18 protein-coding genes are annotated in these 25,862 nt (G+C 69.4%); 7 read left to right on the plus strand and 11 right to left on the minus strand.

What is annotated here, in order from left to right; all coding sequences use genetic code 11:
• Positions 1 to 38: 38 nt before the first annotated feature.
• On the minus strand, positions 39 to 5,438 hold the full coding sequence (gene pulA, locus TN53_RS08625; protein WP_046257823.1) for a pullulanase-type alpha-1,6-glucosidase: 5,400 nt from the start codon (positions 5,436 to 5,438) through the stop codon (positions 39 to 41).
• A 190-nt stretch (positions 5,439 to 5,628) separates the two neighbouring features.
• Here pulA and TN53_RS08630 point away from each other — a divergent pair, with 190 nt between their 5' ends.
• Positions 5,629 to 5,994, plus strand: coding sequence for a hypothetical protein (locus TN53_RS08630; protein ID WP_046257824.1), 366 nt, complete (start codon positions 5,629 to 5,631; stop codon positions 5,992 to 5,994).
• Here TN53_RS08630 and TN53_RS08635 read toward each other — a convergent pair.
• The 6 genes from TN53_RS08635 to TN53_RS08660 form a co-directional block, all read right to left on the minus strand.
• Positions 5,970 to 7,355, minus strand: coding sequence for an alpha-amylase (locus tag TN53_RS08635; protein ID WP_046257825.1), 1,386 nt, complete (start codon positions 7,353 to 7,355; stop codon positions 5,970 to 5,972). The two genes, TN53_RS08630 and TN53_RS08635, sit on opposite strands and share 25 nt — an antisense overlap.
• Positions 7,356 to 7,561: 206 nt before the next feature.
• Positions 7,562 to 8,377: a tetratricopeptide repeat protein gene (locus tag TN53_RS08640; RefSeq protein WP_095046375.1), complete on the minus strand. Its 816-nt coding sequence runs from the start codon at positions 8,375 to 8,377 to the stop codon at positions 7,562 to 7,564.
• Between the two features lie 79 nt (positions 8,378 to 8,456).
• The gene (locus TN53_RS08645; protein ID WP_046257826.1) at positions 8,457 to 10,193 is read right to left on the minus strand and encodes a glycoside hydrolase family 13 protein; all 1,737 of its coding nucleotides are present in this window, start codon (positions 10,191 to 10,193) and stop codon (positions 8,457 to 8,459) included.
• Positions 10,194 to 10,420: 227 nt separating this feature from the next.
• Positions 10,421 to 11,341, minus strand: coding sequence for a sugar ABC transporter permease (locus tag TN53_RS08650; RefSeq protein ID WP_046257827.1), 921 nt, complete (start codon positions 11,339 to 11,341; stop codon positions 10,421 to 10,423).
• Positions 11,342 to 11,354: 13 nt separating this feature from the next.
• Entirely contained in the window at positions 11,355 to 12,359 is a 1,005-nt protein-coding gene (locus tag TN53_RS08655) for a carbohydrate ABC transporter permease (RefSeq protein WP_046257828.1), read from the minus strand.
• 102 nt (positions 12,360 to 12,461) lie between these two features.
• Positions 12,462 to 13,733, minus strand: a complete 1,272-nt coding sequence (locus TN53_RS08660) for an extracellular solute-binding protein (protein WP_046257829.1) — start codon at positions 13,731 to 13,733, stop codon at positions 12,462 to 12,464.
• A gap of 411 nt (positions 13,734 to 14,144) precedes the next feature.
• On the opposite strand from TN53_RS08660, the gene TN53_RS08665 reads away from it, so the two are divergent.
• Positions 14,145 to 15,179, plus strand: a complete 1,035-nt coding sequence (locus TN53_RS08665) for a LacI family DNA-binding transcriptional regulator (RefSeq protein ID WP_046257830.1) — start codon at positions 14,145 to 14,147, stop codon at positions 15,177 to 15,179.
• Positions 15,180 to 15,311: 132 nt separating this feature from the next.
• Positions 15,312 to 16,178, plus strand: coding sequence for a phosphatase PAP2 family protein (locus TN53_RS08670; RefSeq protein WP_046257909.1), 867 nt, complete (start codon positions 15,312 to 15,314; stop codon positions 16,176 to 16,178).
• Here the strand turns inward: TN53_RS08670 and TN53_RS08675 are convergent.
• Positions 16,141 to 17,037, minus strand: coding sequence for a LysR family transcriptional regulator (locus TN53_RS08675; RefSeq protein ID WP_046257831.1), 897 nt, complete (start codon positions 17,035 to 17,037; stop codon positions 16,141 to 16,143). The two genes, TN53_RS08670 and TN53_RS08675, sit on opposite strands and share 38 nt — an antisense overlap.
• 71 nt (positions 17,038 to 17,108) lie before the next feature.
• Between TN53_RS08675 and TN53_RS08680 the strand changes: the two genes are divergently transcribed.
• Positions 17,109 to 18,059, plus strand: coding sequence for a DMT family transporter (locus tag TN53_RS08680; protein WP_046257832.1), 951 nt, complete (start codon positions 17,109 to 17,111; stop codon positions 18,057 to 18,059).
• Here the strand turns inward: TN53_RS08680 and TN53_RS08685 are convergent.
• Complete coding sequence (locus tag TN53_RS08685) at positions 18,047 to 21,043, minus strand: bifunctional [glutamine synthetase] adenylyltransferase/[glutamine synthetase]-adenylyl-L-tyrosine phosphorylase (RefSeq protein ID WP_046257833.1); 2,997 nt, start codon at positions 21,041 to 21,043, stop codon at positions 18,047 to 18,049. The two genes, TN53_RS08680 and TN53_RS08685, sit on opposite strands and share 13 nt — an antisense overlap.
• A gap of 401 nt (positions 21,044 to 21,444) precedes the next feature.
• Complete coding sequence (locus TN53_RS08690) at positions 21,445 to 22,329, minus strand: hypothetical protein (protein ID WP_046257834.1); 885 nt, start codon at positions 22,327 to 22,329, stop codon at positions 21,445 to 21,447.
• A 156-nt stretch (positions 22,330 to 22,485) separates the two neighbouring features.
• Here TN53_RS08690 and TN53_RS08695 point away from each other — a divergent pair, with 156 nt between their 5' ends.
• From TN53_RS08695 to TN53_RS08705, 3 genes are read left to right on the plus strand one after another with little or no spacing between them, the layout of a single operon-like run.
• The gene (locus tag TN53_RS08695) at positions 22,486 to 23,214 is read left to right on the plus strand and encodes a response regulator transcription factor (RefSeq protein ID WP_046257835.1); all 729 of its coding nucleotides are present in this window, start codon (positions 22,486 to 22,488) and stop codon (positions 23,212 to 23,214) included.
• Between the two features lie 51 nt (positions 23,215 to 23,265).
• Positions 23,266 to 23,778 (plus strand): pyridoxamine 5'-phosphate oxidase family protein, encoded by a 513-nt coding sequence (locus TN53_RS08700; RefSeq protein ID WP_046257836.1) that lies wholly within the window; start codon positions 23,266 to 23,268, stop codon positions 23,776 to 23,778.
• A 22-nt stretch (positions 23,779 to 23,800) separates the two neighbouring features.
• Positions 23,801 to 24,235 carry a VOC family protein gene (locus TN53_RS08705; RefSeq protein WP_046257837.1) on the plus strand — a complete coding sequence of 145 codons (435 nt, stop codon included), beginning with the start codon at positions 23,801 to 23,803 and terminating at the stop codon, positions 24,233 to 24,235.
• Between the two features lie 72 nt (positions 24,236 to 24,307).
• Here TN53_RS08705 and TN53_RS08710 read toward each other — a convergent pair whose 3' ends face one another.
• Positions 24,308 to 25,669 carry a glutamine synthetase family protein gene (locus tag TN53_RS08710; protein ID WP_046257838.1) on the minus strand — a complete coding sequence of 454 codons (1,362 nt, stop codon included), beginning with the start codon at positions 25,667 to 25,669 and terminating at the stop codon, positions 24,308 to 24,310.
• Between the last annotated feature and the right edge of the window lie 193 nt (positions 25,670 to 25,862).

Raw genomic sequence — 25,862 nt, forward strand, 5'->3', positions numbered from 1 at the left:
CCCGGTTCCGGGTCTGCCCCACCAAGGTAATGCCGTTGTCAGGACTTGCGGGAGAATACGGCCACAGTCCGTCCCGGAACGGCGAAGGTGCCCGAAACCCGCTCGTAGGAAGACGCCTTGACGGTAGAGTCCGCACCCGTCGCCTGCACCTCGTGCAGCGCGTACGCCGTGCCGGCCAGGGCGGCCACCCGCTGCTTCTGGGCCTCGGGCGTCGCGTTGAACACCACGACGAGGTCACCGAGTTCCATGGTGATCACACCCGGCGTCTCCTCCTTGCCCGACAGCGGGAAGGACAGCTTCGACTGCACCTGCGCGGCCGTGCCGAGGGAGAACACGCTCTCCGTCGAACGGATCCGCAGCAGGTCCTGGTACGCCGCCGAGCTTCCCTCGATCTGCGGGCAGCCCACCTTCACCGCACCCAACAGGGGCTTGGCGAAGGACCACTTGGACTCGTTGTCGGCCGCCATCGGCAGCCCGCGTCCGAAGCCGTTGCCGTCCTCGCAGCTCCAGTGGATGGCGTTGAACCAGTCGCCGCTGTCGTAGGAGTTGCGGTCCAGGGACTTGGAGCGCAGCAGGTCGGTGCCCGCCTGGGAGAGCGCCGGGCCCTGCGAGAGGGTCGCGGTCGCCATGGCGAGGACCTGCATCCGGGCGCGGTCGTCGGCACCGGTCGTGGCGGGCAGCTTGTACGTCAGCGCGTCGAACAGCGACTCGTTGTCGTGGGCGTCGGCGTAGGCGAGGGCGTCGCCGGGCGCGTCCGCGTAGCCGGCGGGCTGGCCGTTGTAGTCGACCTCGGCGCCGGTGACCTCCTTGCCGTCGGTGTCGGTGAACGTGTACTTGGCGAGGTTGCCGCTCAGCCCGACCTTGATGAGGTCCTGGTAGTGCAGCAGACGGGCCTTCTGCTCGGCCGTGGTGCCGTTGTTCTTCGAGGAGTTGGGGTCGGTGTAGAGCCCGGACGCGAAGCCCTGGACTCCGGGGTCCTCGTCGAAGGGGCCGCCGCCGCGCACCGCGTCACGGGCCCGGTCGGAGAAGGTGGCGATGCCGGTTCCGGCCATGTTCTTCTGGGTGGCCTGCACGAAGCGGGCGTCGTCGGCTACCTCGCCGAAGTTCCAGCCCTCGCCGTACAGGATGATCTTCTTGCCGTCGACGCCGTCCTTGGCGAGGGTCAGCCCGTCCAGGGCCTTGCGGACCGCCAGGATGTTGGCTTTCGGGTGGTGGCCCATGAGGTCGAAGCGGAAGCCGTCGACCTTGTACTCCTTGGCCCAGGTGACGATCGAGTCGACGACCAGCTTGCCCATCATGGCGTTCTCGGGTGCCGTGTTGGCGCAGCAGGTGCTGTTGGCTACCGAGCCGTCGGCGAGGAGCCGCTGGTAGTAGCCGGGGACGAGCTTGTCGAGGACGCTGGTGTCGGCCTGCCCGCCGGCCGTCGTGTGGTTGTAGACGACGTCCATGACGACCCGCAGGCCGTCCTCGTTCAGGGACTTGACCATCTCGCGGAACTCGACCGTGCGCCCGGTGCCGTCGGGGTCGGTGGCGTAGGAGCCCTCGGGGACCGTGTAGTGGTACGGGTCGTAGCCCCAGTTGTAGGCGTCCTTCGCGGCCGTCTTCGCGACACACTCCTGCTGCTTGCCGGAGTCGGCCGCGTAGGAGGCCAGGTCGCAGTCGGGGGTCGCCTGGTCGGGCTTCTTCTCGGGGATGGTGGCGATGTCGAACGCCGGGAGGAGATGGACGTAGGAGGTGCCCGACTTCGCGAGCTCCTTCAGGTGCTTGGAGCCGTCGCTGTTCTTGTCGGTGAAGGCGAGGTACGTGCCCGGGTCGCCGGCCGTCTTGTCCGCGACGGAGAAGTCCCGGATGTGCAGCTCCTGGATCTGGGCGTCCTTGAGCGGGGTGGCCTTCGGCTTGGTGTACGTCGACCAGCCGCTCGGGGCGAGGGACTTGTCGGCCAGGTCGACGACGAGACTGCGCTCCGAGTCGGCGGTCAGGGCGACCGAGTAGGGGTCGGTGACCTTGTTGGTGACGACCTTCTGGACACTGGGCGCCCAGACCTTCACGACGTACCGGTACTCCTTGCCCTTCCAGGACTTGGGGCCGGTGACGGACCAGACGCCGGTGGAGGTGTCGCGCTTCATCCTCACCGTGGAGCCGTCGAGCTCCAGCGCGACGCTCTGCGCGGTCGGCGCCCAGACGGACAGCGTCGGACGGCCGCTCCTGTCGAACGTCGGGCCGAGGTCGGCCTTGGTCGCGGCCGGGTGGAGATCGTCGAGCACGCCGGCGATCTGCACTCCGGTGGCCGCGAGGACGGCGCCGTTGACGGCCCGCTGGGAGGCGACGAGCTGGCCCCGCAGTGCCTCGCGTACCCGGTCGCGGTCGCGCGGGTCGACGGACCAGGCGGTGTAGTCCTTCAGGTGCGGGAACTTCTCCTTCTGGGCGTCGGTGAGAGTGGTCTTCGACAGCCGGAGCCGGCGCTCGTCGTCACTGGTCAGCGCGCCGTCCTTGGCCGCGATCGAGCCGTCGCGGCTGTACAGCAGCTGGGTGGAGACCGCGGCGTCGGAGCCGTTCCAGGCGACCGTGTTCCGGTCGATCCAGACCGCCTTGGAGGTGGTCAGGTCGAGGGCGGCCGCGGAGCCCGCGGGCTGCGGGAGCAGGTACTTCTCCTGGCCGTTCACCAGCCACACCTCGTGACCGCCCGCCGTGAGGTCGAGCGACTGGTCGCTGGGCAGGTCCTTCTCGTCGCCCTTGTGGAGGATGTAACTGAGGCTGGTGGCCCCGTCGGTGAGCGGTACCTCGTAGACCGCGCCATAGGCGTCAGTCTTCACCGGCTCCAGGGGCTTCGACCAGTCCGTGGGGTTCGCGGCGCCCGTCCAGACGTGCAGTCCCCAGCCGTCGTAGTTCCCGTCGGCCCGGTGGTAGTGCAGGACCGCCTTGGTCTTGTCCTGCGCGGGATAGTCGGGCCTCTCGGTGACGACGTCCGTCCTGCCCTGCTCGATCCAGACCTCGCCGGTTCTGGTGACGTCGATCGTGCGGTCGGCGGAGACGTCCTTGTCGCCGTCCTTGTCGATGACGAGGAAGCCGACACCGGAGGCGCCCGGCTTCAGCTTGACGTAGGCGAAGGCGCCGTAGGCGTCACGGCCGACGAAGGGGTGGCTGTCCGGCCAGTTCGTGGCCTCGCCGTCGGCGATGTCGCCCCAGGCGTACAGGCCCCAGTTCACGTAGTCGCCGTCGGCGCGCTTGTAGTGGACGATCGCGTAGTCGCGGGAGGAGGCGGTGGGGATCTCCGCGGCGGGCGGGGTGCCGGTGGTGGAGGCCGCCGTGGTGCTCGCGGTGCGTCCGGCCGAGTCGATGACAACGGCCTTGTACCGCAGGGCCGTTCCGGCCGCCACGTCCTCCCCGACGACCTGCGTGACCTTGTAGGGCGCGTGGTCGGCGGAGCCGAGGGTGCGCCACTTGCCGTTGCCGACCTGCGCGGCGAAGACGACGCGGTTGAGCTGTCCGCCGGTGACATCGGCGCTGATCTCGACCGTGCCGGTGGCTCCGGCGTCGGGCGCCTTGAGGGTGAGCGTCGGCGCGGTGGCGGGCTTGGCGAGCTTGCCGGCCGCCTTGAGGACGATCGCGGAGCCGGCGGGGACGGTGACGGTGATCTTCTTGTCGGCGTCGGACGTCGCCGCGCTCGAAGTCCCGTAGATCCCGGAGAACTTCATCCCGGCCGAACCGGTCGCGAAGGTCGCCGACTTCGCCTCACCGGCGTTGTTGAACGCGACGACGTACTCGGTGCCCGTCTTGGCGTCGGTGCGCGAGAAGGCGTAGACCCCGCTGCCGTCAGCCGCGTAGCGCTCGGTCTGGACGCCGTCGGTGAGGGCGGGGTTGGCCTTGCGGAGGTTGGACAGAGCGGCGATCTGCCGGTACAGCGGCGCGCTCGTGTCGTACGCGTCGCTCGCGTGCGTACGGTCGGTGCCGATCTCGTCGTCGTCGAGGTAGTCGGCCGTCTTCGACGCGAACATGGTCTGGCGGGCGTCCTTGTCGCCGCCGGCGCCGGTGAACCCCTGCTCGTCGCCGTAGTAGACGACCGGGTTGCCGCGGCTGAGGAACATCAGCTCGTTGGCGAGCTTGTCCTTGGCGAGGAGCTCGGCGTCGGTCGCCTTCGGGTTGTCCTGGTTCAGGAAGTACCCGATGCGGCCCATGTCGTGGTTGCCGAGGAAGGTGACCTGCTCGTACGCGTTGGCCTTGTCGGTCGTGTACTTGTAGTCGTCGCCGAGGACACTGGCGAGCTTCTGCGCGCTGCCGCCCTGGGAGGCGTACTGCCGTGCCGCCTCCTGGAAGGGGAAGTCGAGCGTGGCGTCGAGGCGGCCCTGGGTGACGTACGGCGAGGTGATCGACGTGTCGGCGGAGTAGACCTCGCCGAACATGAAGAAGTCGTCGCGGCCGTGCTGGGCCGCGTAGGAGTCGAGGGCGGTGGCCCACTGGGTCCAGAACTCCAGGTCGACGTGTTTCACGGTGTCGATCCGGAAGCCGTCGATGTCGAAGTCGCGGACCCACTTCTCGTAGATCCTCTCCATGCCGCTGACGACCTCGGGACGCTCGGTCCACAGGTCGTCGAGGCCGGAGAAGTCGCCCTGCTCGGAGCTCTCACCGGCGAAGGTGGAGTCCCCGCGGTTGTGGTACATCGTCGGGTCGTTGAGCCATGACGGGACCTTGTTGTTCCTGGTGGCCTTGGGGGTGCGCGCGAAGGAGTCGGTGTCGACCGCCGGGAAGTCCTTCGTGCCGTCCGCGTAGTCGGTGTCGTCGAAGGGCTCGCCGTCCTTGGTCAGGTACGGGAACGCGCCCTTGGAGAGGTAGTCGTAGGACTTCTCCTCGTAGTCGACGACATCGGCCGTGTGGTTGGTGATGACGTCGAAGTAGACCTTCATGCCCTTGGCGTGGGCCTTGGAGATCAGGGTCTCCAGGTCCTTGTTCGTGCCGAAGTGCGGGTCGACCTGGGTGAAATCCGTGATCCAGTAGCCGTGGTAGCCGGCGGAGGCGTCGCTCCCCGTCCCCTGCACGGGCTGGTTCTTGAAGATCGGGGCCATCCAGATGGAGGTGGTGCCCAGATCCTTGATGTAGTCGAGCTTCCTGGTCAGACCCTTGAGGTCGCCGCCCTGATAGAAGCCCTTGTCGGTGGGGTCGTACCCGGTGGCGAGGCGGGTGCCCGTCAGCCCGCCCTTGTCGTTGCCGGTGTCGCCGTTGGCGAAGCGGTCCGGCAGGACGAAGTAGAACTGCTCGCGCGTGGAGTCGTGCCGGGCGGGCGCCGCGGCGAGCCTGGCGTCGGACGGGGGTGGCGGCGGGGTGTCCGCCCGCGCCGCGAGGGGTTGGACGAGCGCTGCGGCCAGCGCGGTCACGGTGACCGCGGCGACCCGTCCGACATGGGCGGAACGACGCCTCGACGGCGACGGCCATCTCGGTATCACAGATGGACTCCTTGCGATTGCGGCGGCTCTACGTGGGTCCGACCCCGCGCGAAACGTATCGCCGCCGCAATGCTTACAGCAAGAGTCCTGAAAGCAACGGAAAGAAGTTTCAGCAGGGGAACACGTCAACCCCCCGCGCAGCGCGCATAATCGATCGCCCCACGCGGCCACCCCTGGCTATCGTCCCCCCATGGAGCAGGAACCGCCCCTCGTTCGCGACCTCTACCCGGAGCTCGTCGCCGAACTGGCCGCCCTCCTGACGGAGGAGGGGGAACACTGGCTGGCCATCTGCGTATGGGACGTCCGGATGGTCGGCGAGTGCGGCTGCGGCGACGACTACTGCCAGAGCATCCGGACCGCGGAGCATCCGGGCGGACAGCCCTACGGACCGGGCCATCGCTGCGTACCGCTGGTGCCCTCGAGGGGCGATCTGATCCTCGACGTGGTGTACGGCCGGATCATGTACATCGAGATACTCGGACGGCCACCCCTGCGACGTGGCGGGGATGGCCGTCCTGAGGGTGGAGCGGTTCAGCAGCCGGCCTTGCCGGTGTAGATCGCGAGCGCGGTGTTGGCGCCGAGGGTGGCGGTGAACTGGCCGCTGGAGTTGACGGTCACCGTCGTGTTGTTCTGCACGTTGCAGTACGTCCCGGCGCTCAGCGAGGTCTGGTACGTACGGCTCAGGCTGCTCGACTCGTGGTTGATGGCGACATAGCCCTTGCCGCCCCGGCCGAAGGCGATCGCGTCGCCGCCGTTGTCCCACCAGTTGGTGACCGACTCACCGCGGGTCGCGTTGCGGAAGGCGACCATGCGGAGGATCTCCGGCCAGGCGTGCTGGCACTTCCAGCCGTCCTGCCAGCAGGCCGTCACCGAGCCGCTGTTGGGCGGACCGGCGTCCGTGCTGGACCACTCGTAGCCGGAGTTGATGTCCGGGGCGCCGTACGGGTAGGCGAGCATGAAGACGTTGGCGAGGGTGTAGTTCGCCCCGTCCTTGTAGTTGAGCGTGGAGCCGTTGCGCTCGGTGTCGTGGTTGTCGACGAAGACACCGGAGACCGAGCTGCTCATATAGCCCCAGCCCTCACCGTAGTTCTTCAGGTAGGCGAGGTTCTCGTTGTTGAAGACACGCTTGAGGTCGTAGGCGTAACGGAACTCCTGCACGTCCCCGTTGCCGGTGTACTCGGTGGGCTGGACGGCCTCTCCGCTGCCGTAGATGGCCTCCTGCTTCCAGTAGACCGAGGTGTTGGAGAGCCGCGACTTGATGTTGGCGAGGTCGGTGGCCGGGATGTGCTTGGCCGCGTCGATGCGGAAGCCGTCGACGCCGTAGCCGAGCAGCGTGTTCATGTACCCGGCGATGGCGGAGCGGACGTACTCCTCGCCGGTGTCCAGGTCGGCGAGGCCGACGAGTTCGCAGTTCTGGACGTTGGCGCGGTTGGTGTAGTCGCTGATGGTCGACGTGCAGTCGTCGAAGTCGTACGAGGAGTACAGGCCGGGGTAGTTGTACTTCGTGTACGACGAGCCGCCGGTGCCGGTGCCGCTGCCCGCCGACATGTGGTTGATGACGGTGTCGACGACGACCTTCACGCCCGCGTTGTGGCAGGTGGTCACCATGTTCCGGAAGGCGGTGGCGTCACCGAGACGCCCGGCGATCTTGTAGCTCACGGGCTGGTACGAGGTCCACCACTGCGAGCCCTGGATGTGCTCGGCGGGCGGGGAGACCTGGACATAGCCGTAGCCGGCGGGGCCGAGCGTGTTGGTGCACTCCTTGGCGACCGAGGCGAAGTTCCACTCGAAGAGGACGGCCGTGACGTCCTTGGTGCCGGGCGGGGAGGCGGCGGCGGTCGTGGGGGCCAGGACGGCGGCCGCGGTGGCGAGCGCGGTGGCCGCGGCGCCGGCGGTTGCGGACCATCTCGATATCACGTGGGGGCTCCTTGCGTGACGGCCAGGCGTCCTTGCCCGGCGCCGGCGAGAACGTACCGCTAACGAAAGGTTTACAGCAAGGGGCTTGAAACTCACAGAAAGAACTTTCAACCACACCCTTGACGTGCCCTTCTCAACTCCGCCACGCTCACGAGTTGTTGAATGCCGCCCCTTCCAACTCGGAGCCGTCAATGACGCCGGCGATTTCAGTGAGCGGCCTCTTCGATCTCGGCCAGCAGCGTGCGGGCCTGCCGCAGGCGCGGGTGCTCCGGATGGAGAAGCCGCTCGCAGTCGGCCAGTGCCTGACGCGCCGCCGCTTCCGCCTCGCTTCGGCGTCCCAGGCCGTGCAGGGCGGCGGCCGTGCCCATGTCCAGTCTTCCGGTCTGCTCCCGGACCCGGGGCGGGGCGAATCGACGTGCCTCGGTGAGCGCTTCGTCGAGACGCCCTTGGCCGTTGAGGCTTTCGACCAGGCCGCAGTGCAGGGCGGCGAGCGCACGTCGTTCAGCGCGGGGCAGGTTCCCCCGCGCGATGGTCTCGGCCTCCTCATGGCGGGCCTGCCCGCACAGCGCGTCGACAAGCGTGGCCAGCACGGACAACTCGACACTCTGCACCGACATCAGATGCTTGAGCCGAGTCAGTTCGCGCAGCACGGCCGACCCTTCCGCCTCGGCCTCGCTGTGCCGCCGCTCGGCGTTGAGGACGACCAGGCGGTTCCTCCGCACACCCAGCAGGAGCAGCCGATACGGTCCCGCCGTCCCGTTCAGCTCCGCCGCGAGCGCATCCATCTCGTTCAGCACCCGCGCCCCGCGCCCATGGGCACACGCCGCACCTGTGGCCATGAACCTCGCGAACTGCCCCAGGGTCAGACGCCGGGAACGTCTGTGCAGGCGCCCCGCTTTCGCCTCGAGCTCCCTGGCCCCGGCCTCGACCGCCTCGTACGCGTCCTCGTCCCAGAGCTGGTAGAGACGCTCGATGTCGGCCTTGCCCCGCGCGTGGCCCCATATCGCCCATGTGATCTCCACAGGCGGTGACGCTACGGCACCCCCACAGGAGAGAGCCCGCCGCCTCAACAGGCAGCGGGCCCTCTCCGGGGAACGACCGTCAGGCCGTCGTCCACCACACCGTCGTGTCCGAGGGGACCTTCGTCTCGCCGTCCGCCTCCGCGATCTCACCGCTGGTGAGCAGGACACGGCCGTAGGACGGGGTCGTGACCGACTCGCCGCCGGTGTTGGCGACGCAGACGAAGTCGCCGCGGCGGAAGGCGAGTACGCCCTCGGGGGCGCGGAGCCACTCCACCGACTCGCCGGCGCCCAGGTCCGGCTGGGAGCGGCGCAGACCCAGTGCCCTGCGGTACAGCTCCAGCGTCGAGCCCGGCACGCCCGTCTGGGCCTCCACGCTCAGCTCGGCCCAGCTCGCCGGCTGGGGCAGCCAGCTGCCGCCCGCGCCGAAGCCGTACGACGAACCCTCCCGCGTCCACGGGATCGGCACCCGGCAGCCGTCGCGGAAGCCGTCCTGGCCGGCGCCGCGGAAGTACGCCGGGTCCTGGCGGACGTCGTCGGACAGATCCACTACGTCCGGGAGGCCCAGTTCCTCGCCCTGGTAGACGTATGCCGAGCCCGGCAGCGCCAGCATGAGCAGCGTTGCCGCCCTGGCCCTGCGCAGGCCCAGCTCCCGGTCGCCCGCCGTGCGGATCTGGGTGCCGAGGCCGGGCGGGTTGGCGAAGCGGGTCGCGTGGCGGGTCACATCGTGGTTGGACAGCACCCATGTCGCCGGTGCGCCCACCGGGGCCATCGCCTCCAGCGTGCGGTCCACCACCTCGCGGAGTTCCGTCGCGTCCCACGCGGTGCCCAGGTACTGGAAGTTGAAGGCCTGGTGGAGCTCGTCCGGGCGGACGTAGTTGGCGGTCCGCTCGACCGTCGGTGTCCATGCCTCGGCCACGAAGATGCGCCCGCCCGTCTCCCGCCACCGCCCTTCTGAGGAAGGCCCTTCGGGCCCCCTTCCATTTCCGGAGTACTCGTCGAGGATCGTCCGCCACTGGCGGTAGATGTCGTGCACGCCGTCCTGGTCGAAGAACGGCATGACATCGTTGCCCAGCAGCTTCAGCTGCTCGTGGTCGCCGAGGTCCGGGAGACCCTCCGCCTTCACCATGCCGTGCGCCACGTCGATGCGGAAACCGTCGACGCCCATGTCCAGCCAGAAGCGCAGGATGGAGCGGAACTCGTCGCCGACCGCCGGGTGTTCCCAGTTGAAGTCGGGCTGCTCCGGGGCGAAGAGGTGCAGGTACCACTCGCCCGGCGAGCCGTCCGGTTCGGTGACCCGCGTCCACGCCGGGCCGCCGAAGATCGACTCCCAGTCGTTGGGCGGGAGTTCGCCGCTCTCCCCCTTGCCGGGGCGGAAGTGGTAGCGGTCCCGCAGGGCCGAACCGGGGCCTTCGCGCAGGGCCCGCTTGAACCACTCGTGCTGGTCCGAGGAGTGGTTGGGGACCAGGTCGACGATGATCCGCAGGTTCAGTTCGTGCGCGTCGCGGATCAGGGCGTCCGCGTCGAGCAGGTTGCCGAACATGGGGTCCACGGCCCGGTAGTCGGCGACGTCGTAGCCGGCGTCGGCCTGCGGGGAGGCGTAGAAGGGGCTGAGCCACACGGCGTCCACGCCGAGGTCGCGCAGATACGGGAGTCGGGAGCGTACGCCTTCCAGATCGCCCATGCCGTCGCCGTTGCTGTCGGCGAAGCTGCGCGGATAGACCTGGTAGATCACCGCGTCCCGCCACCAGTCGCGGTGCCGGGCGACGGTGGCTACGGCGGAGGTCGGGGCCGGGTCGGCAGTGTGCTGCTGGCTCATGGCGTCCTTGCGGTGGGGGTCCCCCCGCTCGAGCGGAGTCGAGAGTGGGGGAGGAGTCATCGGGTCAGGTGGGGGTACGGGGGCGGGTGATGGAGGCGGCCGCGGTGACAGCGGGGTCGGATGGCCACCGCGGCCGCCACCCGCGCCCCGAAGGGGCGCGGGGAACTGCGCGATCAGCCACGACGAAGCCGTCGGACAACAGACGGCCATCGCGGCTCGATCGGCGGTCAGCCCTTCGTGCCGCCGGCGGTGAGGCCGGTCACCAGGTTCTTCTGCACGAGATAGAAGAACGCCGACACCGGTATCGCGATCAACACCGCCGCCGCCGTCATCAGGTTCCGCTGCGCGTCGTGCTCACTGACAAAGCTCTGCAGGCCGACGGCGAGCGTGTACTTCTGGTCGTCGAGCATGAACGTGGTGGCGAAGGCGACCTCACCGAAGGCGGTGATGAAGTTGTAGAACGCGGCGACCGCCAGACCCGGCTTGGCGAGCGGCAGGATCAGCCGGAAGAACGTGCCGAAGGGGGTCAGCCCGTCGACGCGTCCCGCCTCGTCTATCTCGAACGGGATGGTGTCGAAGTAGCCCTTCAGCAGCCAGGCACTGTAGGGCACCGCGGTCGCGCAGTAGACGAGGACGAGCCCAAGGTAGCTGTCGATGAGCTGGAGTTCCGACAGGATCTGGTACATCGGCACGATGAGTACGGCTATCGGGAACATCTGGGTGACCAGTAGCACCCACATGAACTTCCGGTAGCCGGGGAACCGCATGCGGGAGACCGCGTAGCCGGTGGTGGCCGCCGCGAACACACCGATGACGGTGGTGCCGAGGGAGACGATCAGCGAGCTCTTCAGCCAGTCGAAGAAGTTCGTGTGCTCCAGGACGAACGAGTAGTTGTCCAGCGTCATCTTGTCCCAGATGCCGCCCGGGTGGAGGTAGTCGTCCTTGTCCGGGCCGAGGGAGAGATAGACCAGCCAGGCGATCGGGAACAGCGCGATCAGGCTCGCGACGGTCAGGATGCCGTGGGAGGCGAGGGAGCCGACGAGGCTGCGCTGCTCGCGTCCGCGGCCCTTGCGCAGCCGGGAGGCTTCGAGGACCTGCGGGGTCACCGGACGGTCCGCCTTGATGTCGGAGGGGGTTGAGGTACTCATGGTGACTCCTGCCTCAGATCGCGAGCTGCTGGTCGTTGCGGTTCAGCCAGCGGCGGTAGAAGGAGGTGAAGACGATCAGGATGGCCAGCAGCAGGATGCCGTAGGCGGCCGACTGGGCGAAGTCACGCGGCTGCTGTCCGAAGCCGAGGTAGTACGCCCAGGTGACCAGGATCTGGGCGTCCGGGGCGGTGTTGCCGAACAGCAGGAAGATGATGGCGAACTGGTTGAAGGTCCAGATGACGCCGAGCAGTACGACGGTGGAGCTGACGGACCTGAGGCCCGGCAGCGTGACGTACCGGAACCGCTGCCAGGCGCCCGCGCCGTCCATCTCTGCGGCCTCGTAGAGCGAGGCGTCGATGGACTGGAGGCCGCCGAGCAGCGAGACCATCATGAACGGCACACCGCACCAGGTGTTGACCATGATCGCGGCGAACCGCTGCCAGAAGGTGTCCTCCAGCCACAGCGGTGTCGGCAGATGGAGGGTCTCCAGGAAGCTGTTGATGACGCCGCCGTCGGCGAGCATGAACCGCCAGCCGAACACGGTGACGAAGGTCGGTACGGCCCACGGCAGGACCAGGACCAGCCGGTAGAAGGTGCGGCCGCGCAGCTTCTGGTTGAGCAGCAGGGCGAGGCCGAGGCCGATGCCGTAGTGCAGGGCCACGCAGGCCGCCGTCCAGACGATCGTCCAGATGAAGTGCGACCAGAAGCGGTCGTACGCGGTGTCGCCCCAGAGGATGTCGGCGTAGTTGTCGAGGCCGATGAACTGGTAGGTGGCGTCGATGTGGTTGACGCCGATCTGCCGCGCCGTGTTGAGGCTGTTGGCGTCGGTGAGCGTGAGGTAGAGGCCGTACACCAGGGGGTACAGCACGAGGACACCGAGCACGACCGCCACCGGGGCGATCATCGCGTACGCGTACCAGTGCTTCTGGTATCCGTGCCTCAGGCGCTGGCCCAGACCGGGGCGTTGCCCGCGGTCACCGCGGCGTTTGCCGGTCGCGCGGTCGATGGCGACTGTCATGGTTCGACACCTTCTGGGAGTTCAAGGGGTGTACGGCTCACAGGCCGATGGCCGCCGGATCCCTCCCCCCATGAACCGGGGGATCCGGCGGCCGCTCGGGGCTTACTTGGAGAAGTCCGGGACCAGCTTGGCGATCGCGGTCTCGGCGTTGCTCAGACCCTTGTCCAGGGACTCCTTGCCGCCGGCGATCTTGGGCAGCTCGGTGTCCAGCGGGCCCCACAGGGAGCTGTACTCGGGCAGCGCCGGGCGCGGCTGGGCGGCGGAGAGGACCGTGCCGTAGCCGGCGATGCCCGGGTCGGCCTTGACCTCGGTGGTGTAGGCGTCGTCACGGGTGGGCAGCGTGGAGTTCTTCAGGGCGATGGTCGCCTGGGACTTCGCGGAGGTCATGAAGTTGAGGAACTTCAGCGAGGCCTTCTGGTGGGCGGCGTCGGAGCCGGCGTAGACCGAGAGGTTGTGGCCGCCGGTCGGGGCGCCCGCCTTGCCGGCTCCGCCGGCCGGGACGGTGGCGATGCCGAGGTTGGCCTTGTCCTTGAACGCGGCGCCCTTGTAGAAGTTGGTGATCTCCCACGGGCCCTGGATGATCGCGGCGACCTTGCCGTTGACGAAGGCGTCCTGGATGTGGGCGTAGGCGTCGGCGGTGGTGTCGGCCTTGTGCAGGCCCTTGCCGGAGAAGAGGCTCAGCCAGGTGCCGTACGCCTTGTTCGCGGCGTCCGAGTTGACGGTGATCTTCTTGGCGTCGGCGTCGACGGTGTCGGTGCCCTCGCCGTAGAGGAAGGACTGGGCGTAGTAGGCCTGGGTGGAGCCCCAGTAGCCGTCGACGCCGGTCTTGTCCTTGACCGTGGCGGCGGCCTTCTTCAGGTCGTCCCAGGTCCCCGGCGCCTCGACGCCGGCCTTCTCGAAGAGCTCCTTGTTGTACACAAGGGCGAGCGTGTCCGTGACGATCGGGACGCCGTACGTCTTGCCCTCGTACTTGGCCTGCTCGATCAGGTTGGACTTGAACTTGCTCTGGTCGGCGAGTGCCTCGGTGCCGTCCAGCGGCAGGAAGAAGCCCTTCTTGGCGAAGGCGGGGGTCCAGCCGACCTCGGAGCGCAGCACGTCCGGGGCGCCCGAGGCGCCGGCGGCGGTGTCGAACTTGTTCTGCGCCTGGTCGAAGGGGACGTTGACGTACTTGACCTTGACGTCCTTGTTGGCGGCCTCGAACTCCTTGATGAGGGCCTTGTAGGTCGGCGCCTCATTGGTGGCGTTGGAGGTGTCCCACCACGTGATGGTGACCGGACCGCTCGAGTCGCTGCCACTGTCGCTGTCGCCGTTGCAGGCCGTCGCCGTGAGGGCGAGGGACGCCACCAGCGCGGTGGCCGCTATGCCACGCCGCATGAGTTCTCCTTGAGGGTGAAAGCCCGTGTGTGCAGGGATGGCCCCGTCTGCCGCCCTGCTTGCGCAGGTGGCGGTCCCGTCCGCCGTCCCTGCCGCTGTCCGACTGCGCCGTTGCGGCCGCCGGGCGTCGCCGAACGTAACAGCGATGTAAGCGTGGCGAAAGGTCTTGCAGCAAAAAAGTGCAAGGCATCGTCGAAGTTATCCGCGCGTGACCTGTCGGCAACTGCCGTGAGACGCTTGTTTCCGGCGGTGGGGCGGCACAGGACGGGTTGTGCAAGACTCTGCAAGCTCTTGCCATCACTTTCACGAGGGAGCGCGATGACGCAGCAACCCGGACCCGGCCGGCCAACAGGCCGCTCGCGACGTCCCATTGGTGTGCAAGGGCAGATACGGCCGGTACAGTCCCACCCTGTGACCACACGGCTTGCCGACATCGCTGCACAGGCGGGGGTCAGTGAAGCGACTGTCAGCCGCGTCCTCAACGGGAAGCCCGGCGTCGCCTCCACCACCCGCCAGTCCGTGCTGGCCGCACTCGACGTGCTCGGATATGAACGCCCGGTGCGTCTGCGGCAGCGCAGCGAGGGTCTGGTGGGCCTGATAACGCCGGAGCTGGAGAACCCCATATTCCCGGCACTGGCCCAGGTCATCGGGCAGGCGCTGACGCGGCAGGGCTACACCCCCGTCCTCGCCACGCAGACCCCGGGCGGCTCCACCGAGGACGAGCTCACCGAGATGCTCGTCGACCGGGGCGTGGCCGGCATCATCTTCGTCTCCGGGCTGCACGCGGACACCTCCGCCGACATGCAGCGCTACGAGCAGCTGCGCGGCCAGGGTGTGCCGTTCGTCCTCGTGGACGGCTTCTCGCCGAAGGTGCAGGCGCCCTTCATCTCCCCCGACGACCGAGCGGCGATGACGCTCGCGGTGACGCATCTGATCTCGCTGGGGCACACGAGGATCGGCCTGGCGCTGGGTCCCAAGCGGTTCGTGCCCGTCCAGCGCAAGATCGACGGCTTCGTCCGCGCGATGCAGGACCAGCTGGGCCTGACCGCGGAGACGGTCGAGACGGAGCTCGTCCAGCACTCGCTCTACACCCTGGAGGGCGGTCAGGCGGCCGCCACGGCGCTGATCTCGCGCAACTGCACGGCGGTGGTGTGCGCCAGCGACATGATGGCGCTGGGTGCGATACGGGCGGCCCGGCAGCTCGGTCTGGACGTGCCGAAGGACATCTCGGTGGTCGGCTTCGACGACTCCCCGCTGATCGCCTTCACCGACCCGCCGCTCACCACGGTCCGCAAGCCGGTGCCGGCGATGGGCCAGGCCGCGGTGCGCACGCTGCTCGAGGAGATCGGCGGGACGCCCGCTCCGCACAGTGAGTTCGTGTTCATGCCGGAGCTGGTGGTGCGCGGTTCGACCGCTTCGGCCCCTGGGGACCGTAATCGTCCCTAAGGCGGAGAATCCGGGGTTCTGCCCCCCTGCGCTGGTAGGAGGCCGGGGAGTCGTCCCGCCGTAGGACATGCGTCCCGGACAGGACCGAGGGATGATCTGGGGGCAAGGGCTTTTCTGGCAGACTCTGTGTCCATGGGTGATTCGACCGTGACGACACTGGAAGGCCGCGAAGAGGCCGTTTCCCAGCCTGTCGCGGCCGATACGAGGCCGGGCTTCCTGCGCCGACTGCGCACCCCGCGCCGCCCCCGCCTCTGGTTCGAGATCCTGCTGATCGCTGTGAGTTACTGGACCTACTCACTGATCCGCAACGCGGTCCCGGAGCAGCGGGCCGAGGCGCTGCGCAATGCCGACTGGATCTGGCGGGTCGAGCACGACCTGGGGATCGCGGTCGAGGAGTCGGTCAACCACGCGGTGAATTCCGTGACTTGGCTGATCGTGGGCATGAACTACTACTACGCGACGCTGCACTTCGTGGTGACGCTCGGTGTCCTGGTGTGGCTCTTCCGCAGTCATCCCGGCCGTTACGCGGCGACGCGCATGGCGCTGTTCGCGACGACCGGCGTGGCCCTTGTCGGTTACTACCTGTATCCGCTGGCCCCGCCCCGCCTGATGAACGGCGGCGACTTCATCGACACGGTCATGGTCCACCAGACATGGGGCTCGATGGCCTCCGGCGACCTCAAGAACATGTCGAACCAGTACGCCGCGATGCCGTCCATGCACATCGGCTGGTCCCTGTGGTGCGGCCTGACGATCTTCGCGCTGGCGTCGGTGCCCTGGGTGCGCGTCCTGGGCCTGCTCTACCCGACGGCCACCCTCGTGGTCATCGTCGCCACCGCCAACCACTTCTGGCTCGACGCGGTGGGCGGCATCCTGTGCCTGACCTTCGGCTTCACGGTGGCACGGCTCTGGTACGGCGCTCTGCCGTACCGCTTGCCGCAACTGGTGCCCGCGGTGGCCCTCAAGCAGCCCCGGCCGCAGCCCGCATCGCCGCGATGAACGCCCGTAGCGCCGGCTGGGGCGGAGCCGTCTCGCGCAGCGCCGCGTAGATCGAGCGGGCGGGCTGCGGGCTCCGCAGTTCCCGTACCACCACTCCCGGCCGCACGCCGACCCCCAGCCCGAGCCGGGGGATGAGGCTCACCCCGAGCCCCGCCGCGACGAACCCCTGAGCGGTGACGTAGTCCTCGCTCTCGACCACGAAGCGCGGCCGGAACCCCGCCGTCTCGCAGGCGGTGAGCTGGGCGTCGAGGCAGGGTCCTGGCCATTCGCTGCCGACCCAGGGTTCCTCCGCGAGGTCGGACATCTCCAGCACTTCGGCATGCGCCAGGGGGTGGCCCTCGGGAAGTACCGCGAGGTAGGGGTCGTCCAGCAGGTGCAGGAACCGGACGCCGTCCTGGCCGGAGGCTCGTGGCCCCACCACCAGCGCCAGATCCGCCCGGCCCTCGCGCACGTCAGGCAGCGGGTCCTCGGGGTCGATGAGCTTCAGCTCGATCTGTACGCCGGGATGCTCCGTCCGCAGCCGGGCGACCGCCGGGGCGACCAGGGACGCGCCCGCCGTCGCGAAGTACCGCACCGACAGCCGGCCCGTCCGCCCCGCGAGCAGATCCGCCAGGGCGGTCTCCGCCTCGGCGACCTGGCGGCTGATCGTGTCCGCGTACTCGGTCAGGAGCAGCCCCGCCGCCGTGGGGCGCACCCCTCTCCCGACCCGTTCCAGCAGATCCGTCCGCGCCTCCTTCTCCAGCGCGGCGATCTGCTGGCTCACGGCGGAGGGCGTGTAGCCCAGCACCGTCGCCGCCCCCGTCACCGACCCGCTGCTCACCACGGCCCGCAACACCTGCATCCGACGCACATCCAACATGTAGCACAGCTTAACAACTCATCCAGAACTCTTCACTTGTCCTCACGCGTTAGGTCCCGGACCGTAGAGGCATGTCTCCCGCCTCCACGCTCCGCATGGCCGTCCTCGCCCTCCTGTGGGGCTCGGGGTTCCTCTGGATCAAACTCGCCCTCAACCACGGCCTCTCCCCCGCGCAGATCACCATCGTCCGCTGCGCGCTGGGCACGGCGACCCTGCTGGTACTGGCCCGCTCGGCCGGTCAGCGACTGCCCCGCTCACGGGCCACCTGGGGTCATCTGGTCGTGGCCGCGCTGTTCTGCAACGCCATCCCCTTCGCCCTGTTCGCGGTGGGTGAGCAGAGCCTCGACTCGGGTATCGCGGGCGTGCTGAACGCGACAACGCCCCTGTGGTCGCTGCTGATCGGCCTGCTTCTCGGCACCGACCGCGGCCTGCGCCCCGTACGCCTCGCCGGTCTCTTTCTGGGCTTCGCCGGTACGGTCCTGATCTTCGCCCCCTGGGATCAGTCGGGCCTGCTGAGCTGGAGCGCGCCGGCCCTGCTGGGGGCCGCGGCGAGCTATGCCGTGGCGTTCGCGTACATGGCCCGCAAACTCACGGACAAGCAGGCGCCGATGGCGATGTCCGCGGCGCAACTGCTCATGGCGACGGGTTGGACGACGCTTGCCCTTCCGGTCGCGGGCCCGGTCGACGCCGACATGACCGCCCTCCTCGCGGTGACCGCCCTGGGCGTCCTGGGCACGGGCGTGACCTTCTACCTCAACTACCGCCTGATCGCGGACGAGGGCGCGACGACGGCGGCGACGGTGGGCTACTTGCTGCCGGTGGTGTCGGTGGCGCTGGGCGCGCTGCTATTGGACGAACAGGTCGGGATCCGGGTGCTGGTAGGCATGGTCGTCGTGCTGGCGGGCGTGGCCATGACGCGCCCCACAGGGGCGCGGGGCTGTGTTGAATCTGCGGCTACCGCCGCGCGGGCGCGAGCAACCACGACGGCGCCGCGGCCGAAAACCGGAGCTCACGCCCCGTAGAACAGCGTCTCCACCACGGCCCGAGCCCGCCGTCCCGTACGCCGATAGTCGTCCAGCATGTCCCCCACATGCCCAGGCCCATACCCCAAGTACCGCCCCACCGCGGCAAGTTCACGCGGATCAGAAGGAAACGTGTCCCCGGCCCGCCCCCGAACCAGCATCACCGCATTCCGCACCCGAGTCGCCAACACCCAAGCCTCATCGAGGATCTCGGCGTCCTCACCCGCGATGAGCCCCGCGGCGCACGCCGCGGCGAGCGCCTCCCGCGTCCGCGTGGTCCGCAGCCCCGGCTCGGCCCACCCGTGCTGCAACTGCATGAGCTGCACGACCCACTCGACGTCGGAGAGCCCCCCCGGCCCCAGTTTGGTGTGCAGCTTCGGGTCGGCGCCGCGAGGCAACCGCTCCGACTCCATCCGCGCCTTCAGCCGCCGAATCTCCCGTACTGCATCGTCCCCTAGCCCCTCCGCCGGATACCGCAGCGGATCGATCAGCTCGATGAAACGCAGCCCCAGGTCCTCGTCACCGGCGACCACTTCGGCCCGCAACAGCGCCTGTGACTCCCAGACCAGCGACCACCGGCGGTAGTACGCCTCGTACGACTTCAACGTCCGTACGAGCGGCCCTGACTTGCCCTCGGGGCGCAGGTCCGCGTCGATCAGCAGGGGCGGGTCGGCGCTCGGGAGCCGCAGCAGGCGGCGCATCTCGGAGACGACCTTGTTGGCGGCCTCGGAGGCCGACTGCTCGGGCACGCCGTTGCGCGGCTCGTGGACGAACAGGACGTCCGCGTCGGAGCCGTAGCCGAGTTCGTGACCGCCGAAGCGGCCCATGCCGATGACGGCGAACCGGGTGGGCAGGGTGTCGCCCCAGGTGTCGCGGACCACCGCGCGCAGGGTGCCCGCGAGGGTCGCCGCGTTGAGGTCGGAGACGGCGCCGCCGACCCGGTCCACCAGGGCTCCCTGGTCGGCCTCGGCGGGCTGGGTCTCGGTGCCGTAGGAGCCGACGATGTCGGCGGCGCAGGTACGGAACAGTTCGCGGCGGCGTACTCCGCGGGCCGCGGTGACCGCCTGTTCGGCGCCGTCCGCGCGGCGCACCGCGGCGAGGATCTCCTGCTCCAGGCCGGCCCGGCCGCGCGGGGCGAGTCCGGCGCCGTCGCTGTCGCCCAGCAGCGCGACGGCTTCCGGTGCGCGCATGAGCAGGTCGGGGGCGAGGCGCCCGGCGGACAGCACGCGGGCGAGGTTCTCGGCGGCGGCGCCCTCGTCGCGCAGCAGTCGCAGATACCAGGGGGTCTTGCCCAACGCGTCCGACACCTTGCGGAAGTTGAGCAGGCCCGCGTCCGGGTCGGCGGAGTCGGCGAACCAACCCAGCAGTACGGGAAGGAGAGTTCGCTGGATCGCGGCCTTGCGGGTGACACCGGAGGCGAGGGCCTCCAGGTGCCGCAGGGCCGCGGCCGGGTCGGCGTACCCGAGCGCGACCAGCCGCTCCCGGGCGGCTTCGGGGCTCAACCGGGTCTCGCCGGACGCGAGTTGGGCGACGGCGTCGAGCAGCGGCCGGTAGAAGAGCTTCTCGTGCAGTCGCCGTACGACACTGGTGTGCCGCTTCCACTCGCGGTTCAGCTCGGCGACCGGATCCGTGCGCAGGCCCAGAGAGCGGCCGATACGGCGCTGGTCGGCGTCGTCCTCGGGGACGAGGTGGGTGCGCCGCAGCCGGTACAGCTGGATGCGGTGCTCCATGGAGCGCAGGAAGCGGTAGGCGTCGTCGAGTTGTACGGCGTCGTCCCGGCCGACATAACCGCCGGCGGCGAGGGCCTGGAGCGCGTCGAGGGTGGTGCCGCTGCGGAGGGAGGCGTCGGCCCGGCCGTGCACCAACTGCAGGAGCTGCACCGCGAATTCGACGTCACGGAGGCCACCGGGACCGAGCTTCAGCTCGCGCTCGATCTCGGCGACCGGGATGTTCTCGACGACCCGGCGCCGCATCTTCTGGACGTCGGCGACGAAGTTCTCGCGCTCGGCGGCCTTCCAGACGAGGGGTTCCAGCGCGCTGACGTACTCCTCGCCGAGTTCGATGTCTCCGGCGACCGGACGGGCCTTGAGGAGGGCTTGGAACTCCCAGGTCTTGGCCCAGCGCTGGTAGTAGGCGAGGTGGCTGGCGAGCGTCCGCACCAGCGGACCGTTGCGGCCCTCGGGCCGCAGGTTGGCGTCGACGGGCCAGATCGACCCCTCCACGGTCGTCTCGGAGCAGATCCGCATCATGTGCGAGGCGAGCTTGGTGGCGGACCGCAGGGCCTTGCCCTCGTCGGCCCCCTCGACGGCCTCCCCCACGAAGATGACATCGACGTCGGACACGTAATTCAGCTCATGGCCACCGCACTTGCCCATCGCGATGACCGCGAGCCGGCACACAGCGGCGTCGTCGGGGGCGGCGGCGCGGGCGATGGCGAGGGCGGCGCGCAGGGTGGCGGTGGCGAGGTCGGCGAGCTCGGCGGCGGTCTCGGCGAGGTCGGTGGTGCCGCACACGTCACGGGCGGCGATGGACAGGAGACAGCGCCGGTAGGCGACGCGCAGGGAGACGGGGTCGTCGGCCTCGGCGAGCCCGCGCTCGAACTCCTCCACGCCGGGGTGCAGATCGCGCGGTTCGTACATGACGAGCGCCTGCCAGTCCCCGGCATGCCGGGCCAGATGCTCGGCGAGCGCGGCGGAGGCCCCCAGCACACCTAGCAGACGGTCGCGCAACGGCTTGGCCGCTATCACGGTGTCCAGCAGCTCCCGGCGGGCGGTGGGGGCGGGCTGTGCCTCCAGCAGCCGTACGAGGCCGTGCAGCGCGAGATCGGGGTCGGCGGTGGCGCCCAGGGCTTCGAGGAGCACCGGATCATTGCGTACGGCGGTCAGCTCCGGACCGTCCAGCAGCCGCTCGGCAGCCGAGGGATCGGTGAACCCGTGCCGCAGCAGCCGACTGAAGGTACTGCTCCTGCGCCCCGGCGCCGTCATCCTCGGCCTCCTCCGATCAAGGTCACGTGCTTGAGCCTAACCGGAGAGGGTGAGAGAAGCGCCGGGGCGGATCGAGCGGGTGGGCCGGGTCGGCACCTGGTGTCGGGGGTGGGAACGGGCGCGGGCGCGGGACGTCGGGGGCGAGGAAGCGACCGGGCACCGCGGCACCGGGCTAAGCGCTCCGCGGGAAGTGCCGCGATGTGCCGTCACCCGTCCGCGGCGCCGTCGTGGCTGGTCGCGCAGTTCCCCGCGCCCCTTCAGGGCGCTGCCGAACCGTAGAGGACTTCACCCGACCCGCTCAGGGCCAGGAAGCGGTGGCCGTACGCCGGAGTGACGGCGCGCCGGAGCGAGGGCGACCGGGCGCCGAGGCCAGGCAGCGAGCGCCGGGTGCCAGGACGGGCTCAGCGGGTTACCACCACCGTGGTCGGGCGGGACGCGTCGGTGAGGACCTTGTCGCCGGGCATGCGGCCGGGGGCTGTGGTGCCTTCGAGGGGTGGCAGGAAGGCGGCCGCGACGGGGTGGCCGGCGAGGGGGACGTACACCCGTTGGACGGTGCCGGGAGTGCCCTTGCCGGGCAGGGTGGCGTACTGGACGTCGAGGCAGCGGGCGCGCAGCCGGGTCAGTACGGCCGTCACGGACGCGCCCGGCTCGACCGACGGGAGGACCAGTCGCGAGGGCTTCTCGCACCCGGGGTCGCCCGGCGGCGGGACGGGCTGTCCGGACCGACCCCCGTGCGGTCCGGACAGGGTGAGACTGCTGAGGTCGCCGACGGTGCCGTTCGTGGTGTCGACGCGGATCGTGTCGTCACGCAGCCACTGCAACGGGTGTCCGTCGAGGTCGGCCCGCACCCAGTCCGCGGTGTCGACCAGGAAGCCGGTCTCGACCGCGGCCTCCTCGGGCGGCACGAGCCGCCGGGGCGCCCGCCCGCGCGAGGCCCGTTCCGTACGGGCCTCGGGCCAGTGCCGCAGCACCACCAGCAGCCGCCCGCCGGGCCGGGCGAAGGGGTGTGCGCGGCCCGCGGAGACGGCGTAGGTCCCGGCCGCGGTGACCGCCTCACGGGAGGCCCCGTGGAACTGGACGCCGCCGCGGGGGCCGAGCGTGAAGCGCACGGTGGTGAAGGCCTCGGCCTTCTCGGGCGCGGTCTCGGGGGCGGCCTTCGTGGTCGTGGCCTGGCAGCCGGTGGCGAGCAGGGCCGCGACGAGCGTGGCGGCGCCCGTGGCGAGGGCGGCGGGCCGGTGCGGACGCGGGTGGCCGCGACCGTCGTAGGAGCGCAGGTGGGAACGCATGGGATGCCTCCGTGTCCTTCGGCAGCCGGAGTGCTGCCTGAGTCGACGATGCTCCGGTCAACTGCCCGGGCCCATTCGTCATTTGACGAATCCCGGTGTTCACGGGCGGCGCGGGAGTACGTTCGCGGGAGGCGAGACCCTCCTCGGGAGGCACCCATGACGACGGCCGAAATCCACATGCGGCGCATGGCCGATGTCCTGGAGGAGGCGCGGCGGGATCTGTCGGGCGGGATTCCGCCGAAGTCCCTGTTGCTGGGGTTGCAGCGCCTGGTCCCCTGCGACGACGCCAGTTTCTGCGAGCTGGACATCCCGACCAGGCGGGAGCTCAACAGCCAGGAGACGATCGAGGCGGACGGCGACTGCCGGATGGACGCGTACTGGCGCTGGCGTCACCAGCACCTGCAGTGCGTGCAGGTCTGCCGGCCGCACGACGCTCCCGAGACGACGCAGATGGCGGACTTCCTGTCGGTGCGCGAGCTACGGAACCTGCCGATCTACACGGAGTTCCTCGCCCCGCACCCGACCATCGCGGACATCGCCCTGCCCACCGCCCCGAACCGCACCCGTGTGTTCCAGTTCTACCGGACGGGTTCCCAACCGTTCACCGCGCACGAGATGACCACCCTGGAGCTGCTGGCTCCCCATGTGTACGAGATCTACAAGGAGGCCGCCCGCAGGCGCAGGCCTCCCGTGCGGCTGACCCTGCGGGAGCTCGACGTCCTGCGCTGCGTGGCCCGGGGCCTGAACACCCCGCAGATCGCCGAGCAGCTCTCGGTCTCCCCGAGCACGGTCCGCAAGCACCTGGAGAACGCCTTCGGCAGGCTGGGGGTGTCGAGCCGTACGGCCGCGGTGGCCCGCGTCTTCCCCGACCCGGAAACGCTGTGACCGATGAGTTCCGGATCCGCCGCGGGTCTGCCCTTGGAAGGGAGGCCGCTGATGTCCGACAAACAACCCGACGCCCGCCTCGACACCCGCTACAGCGAGGCGACCGCCACCGCGACCGACTGGTCCGAGGCGCTGAAGATCCTTAACCTGGCCGAGCTGTTCTGGATCTCCACGGTCCGGCCGGACGGGCGCCCGCACGTGACCCCGCTGCCCGCGGTCTGGTCGGGCGGCGCGCTGCACTTCTGCACGGGTCCCGAGGAGCGCAAGGCCCGCAATCTCGCGGCGAACCCGCAGGTGGTGCTGACGACCGGCGTCAACACCTGGAACGAGGGCTATGACCTCGTCGTGGAGGGCGAGGCGGTGCGCGTCGCCGATGACGGGCGGCTGCGGGAGCTGGCGGCCGCGTGGGAGGAGAAGTACGGCGAGTTCTGGCGCTTCGAGGTACGCAACGGCAGCTTCCACCACGGGGCCGGGCACGCTTTCGTCTTCTCGGTGGCGCCGCGCACGGTTTTCGGCTTCGGTAAGGGGGAGCCGTTCAGCCAGACCCGCTGGCGGTTCGACTGACGTCGACAAGGGAGTCAACGCCATGGACATGTCCCTCGAAGTGATCCTGCTGCCGGTTTCCGACGTGGATCGGGCCAAGGAGTTCTATCAGGACAAGGTCGGTTTCCACGTGGACCTCGACGGCGAGGTGATGGAGGGCGTACGGATCGTCCAGCTGACCCCGCCGGGCTCGGGCTGTTCCATCGCCCTGGTCGACGGTCTCCAGGTCCCCACGGGTACACCGCAGCCGGGCACGTACCACGGCATGCAGCTGTGCGTCACGGACGCGAAGGCGGCGTACGACGAACTGACGGCGCGCGGCCTCGACGTCAGCGAGCCGGTGCAGTTCGCCCCGCAGGACGGCGCCACCTTCATGTACTTCAAGGACCCGGACGGAAACGGCTGGGCGATCCAGGAGTACAAGCGCCGCGAGACGGAACCGCTGCACCAGGTACTGGCGAAGCTGACCGGCAAGTAGGGCACCAGGAGAACCGGACACACGCGAAGGGGCCGACGGTTCACGACCGTCGGCCCCTTCGTTGTCCGCGCTTTACAGCACCGGCAGGTTCTTCCGCAGCTCGAACGCGGTGACCTCGGAGCGGTACTCCTCCCACTCCTGGCGCTTGTTGCGCAAGAAGAAGTCGAAGACGTGCTCGCCCAGCGTCTCGGCGACCAGGTCGCTGCGCTCCATGAGGGTCAGGGCCTCGCCGAGGTTCTGCGGGAGGGGCTCGATGCCCATCGCGCGGCGCTCGGCGTCGGAGAGGGCCCAGACGTCGTCCTCGGCGCCCGGCGGGAGCTCGTAGCCCTCCTCGATGCCCTTGAGGCCGGCGGCGAGCAGGATGGCGTAGGCCAGGTACGGGTTGGCGCCGGAGTCGATCGAGCGGACCTCGATGCGGGCCGAGCCGGTCTTGCCGGGCTTGTACATCGGGACCCGGACCAGGGCCGAGCGGTTGTTGTGGCCCCAGCAGATGTAGGACGGGGCCTCACCGCCGGCGCCCGCGGTGCGCTCCGAGCCGCCCCAGATGCGCTTGTAGGAGTTGACCCACTGGTTGGTGATCGCGGAGATCTCCGCGGAGTGCTTCAGCAGGCCCGCGATGAAGGAGCGGCCGACCTTGGAGAGCTGGTACTCCGAGCCCGACTCGTAGAACGCGTTGCGGTCGCCCTCGAAGAGGGAGAGGTGCGTGTGCATCCCGGACCCGGGGTGCTCCGAGAACGGCTTCGGCATGAACGTCGCCTGGACGCCCTGCTCCAGCGCCACCTGCTTCATGACCAGGCGGAACGTCATGATGTTGTCCGCCGTCGAGAGCGCGTCGGCGTAGCGGAGGTCGATCTCCTGCTGGCCGGGGGCGCCCTCGTGGTGGGAGAACTCCACCGAGATGCCCATCGACTCCAGCATGGTGATCGCCTGGCGGCGGAAGTCCATGCCGATGTTCTGCGGGGTGTGGTCGAAGTAGCCCGAGTTGTCGGCCGGCGTCGGACGGGTGCCGTCCAGCGGCTTGTCCTTCAGCAGGAAGAACTCGATCTCGGGGTGGGTGTAGAAGGTGAAGCCCAGGTCCGAGGTGCGGGCCAGCGCGCGCTTGAGCACGTAGCGCGGGTCCGCGAAGGACGGCGAGCCGTCCGGCATGAGGATGTCGCAGAACATCCGGGCCGTACCGGGCGCCTCGGCGCGCCACGGCAGGATCTGGAAGGTCGACGGGTCCGGCTTGGCGATCATGTCGGACTCGTAGACCCGGGCGAAGCCCTCGATCGCGGATCCGTCGAACCCGATGCCCTCGTCGAAGGCCTGTTCCAGTTCGGCCGGGGCCACGGCGACGGACTTGAGGAAGCCCAGCACGTCCGTGAACCACAGGCGTACGAACCGGATGTCGCGCTCCTCCAACGTCCGGAGCACGAACTCCTGCTGCTTGTCCATCTTCCGCTTCCCCATCCTTGCTGGTCAGGCCACCTGTCTCTGGTCCCGCGCGAGACGGTCGGGCACCTGAGCATCCCACCACAACACCATTTCATCCGTGTTGCGGACCATGATCGGCGGGCCGACCTCCGGGCGAACGCCTCACGTACGGCAGGTGTACTGTTCTGCCGCCCATCTTGCCTGCTCGGACCCG

This window comes from Streptomyces sp. WM6386 (assembly GCF_000972385.1).
GTDB lineage: Bacteria > Actinomycetota > Actinomycetes > Streptomycetales > Streptomycetaceae > Streptomyces.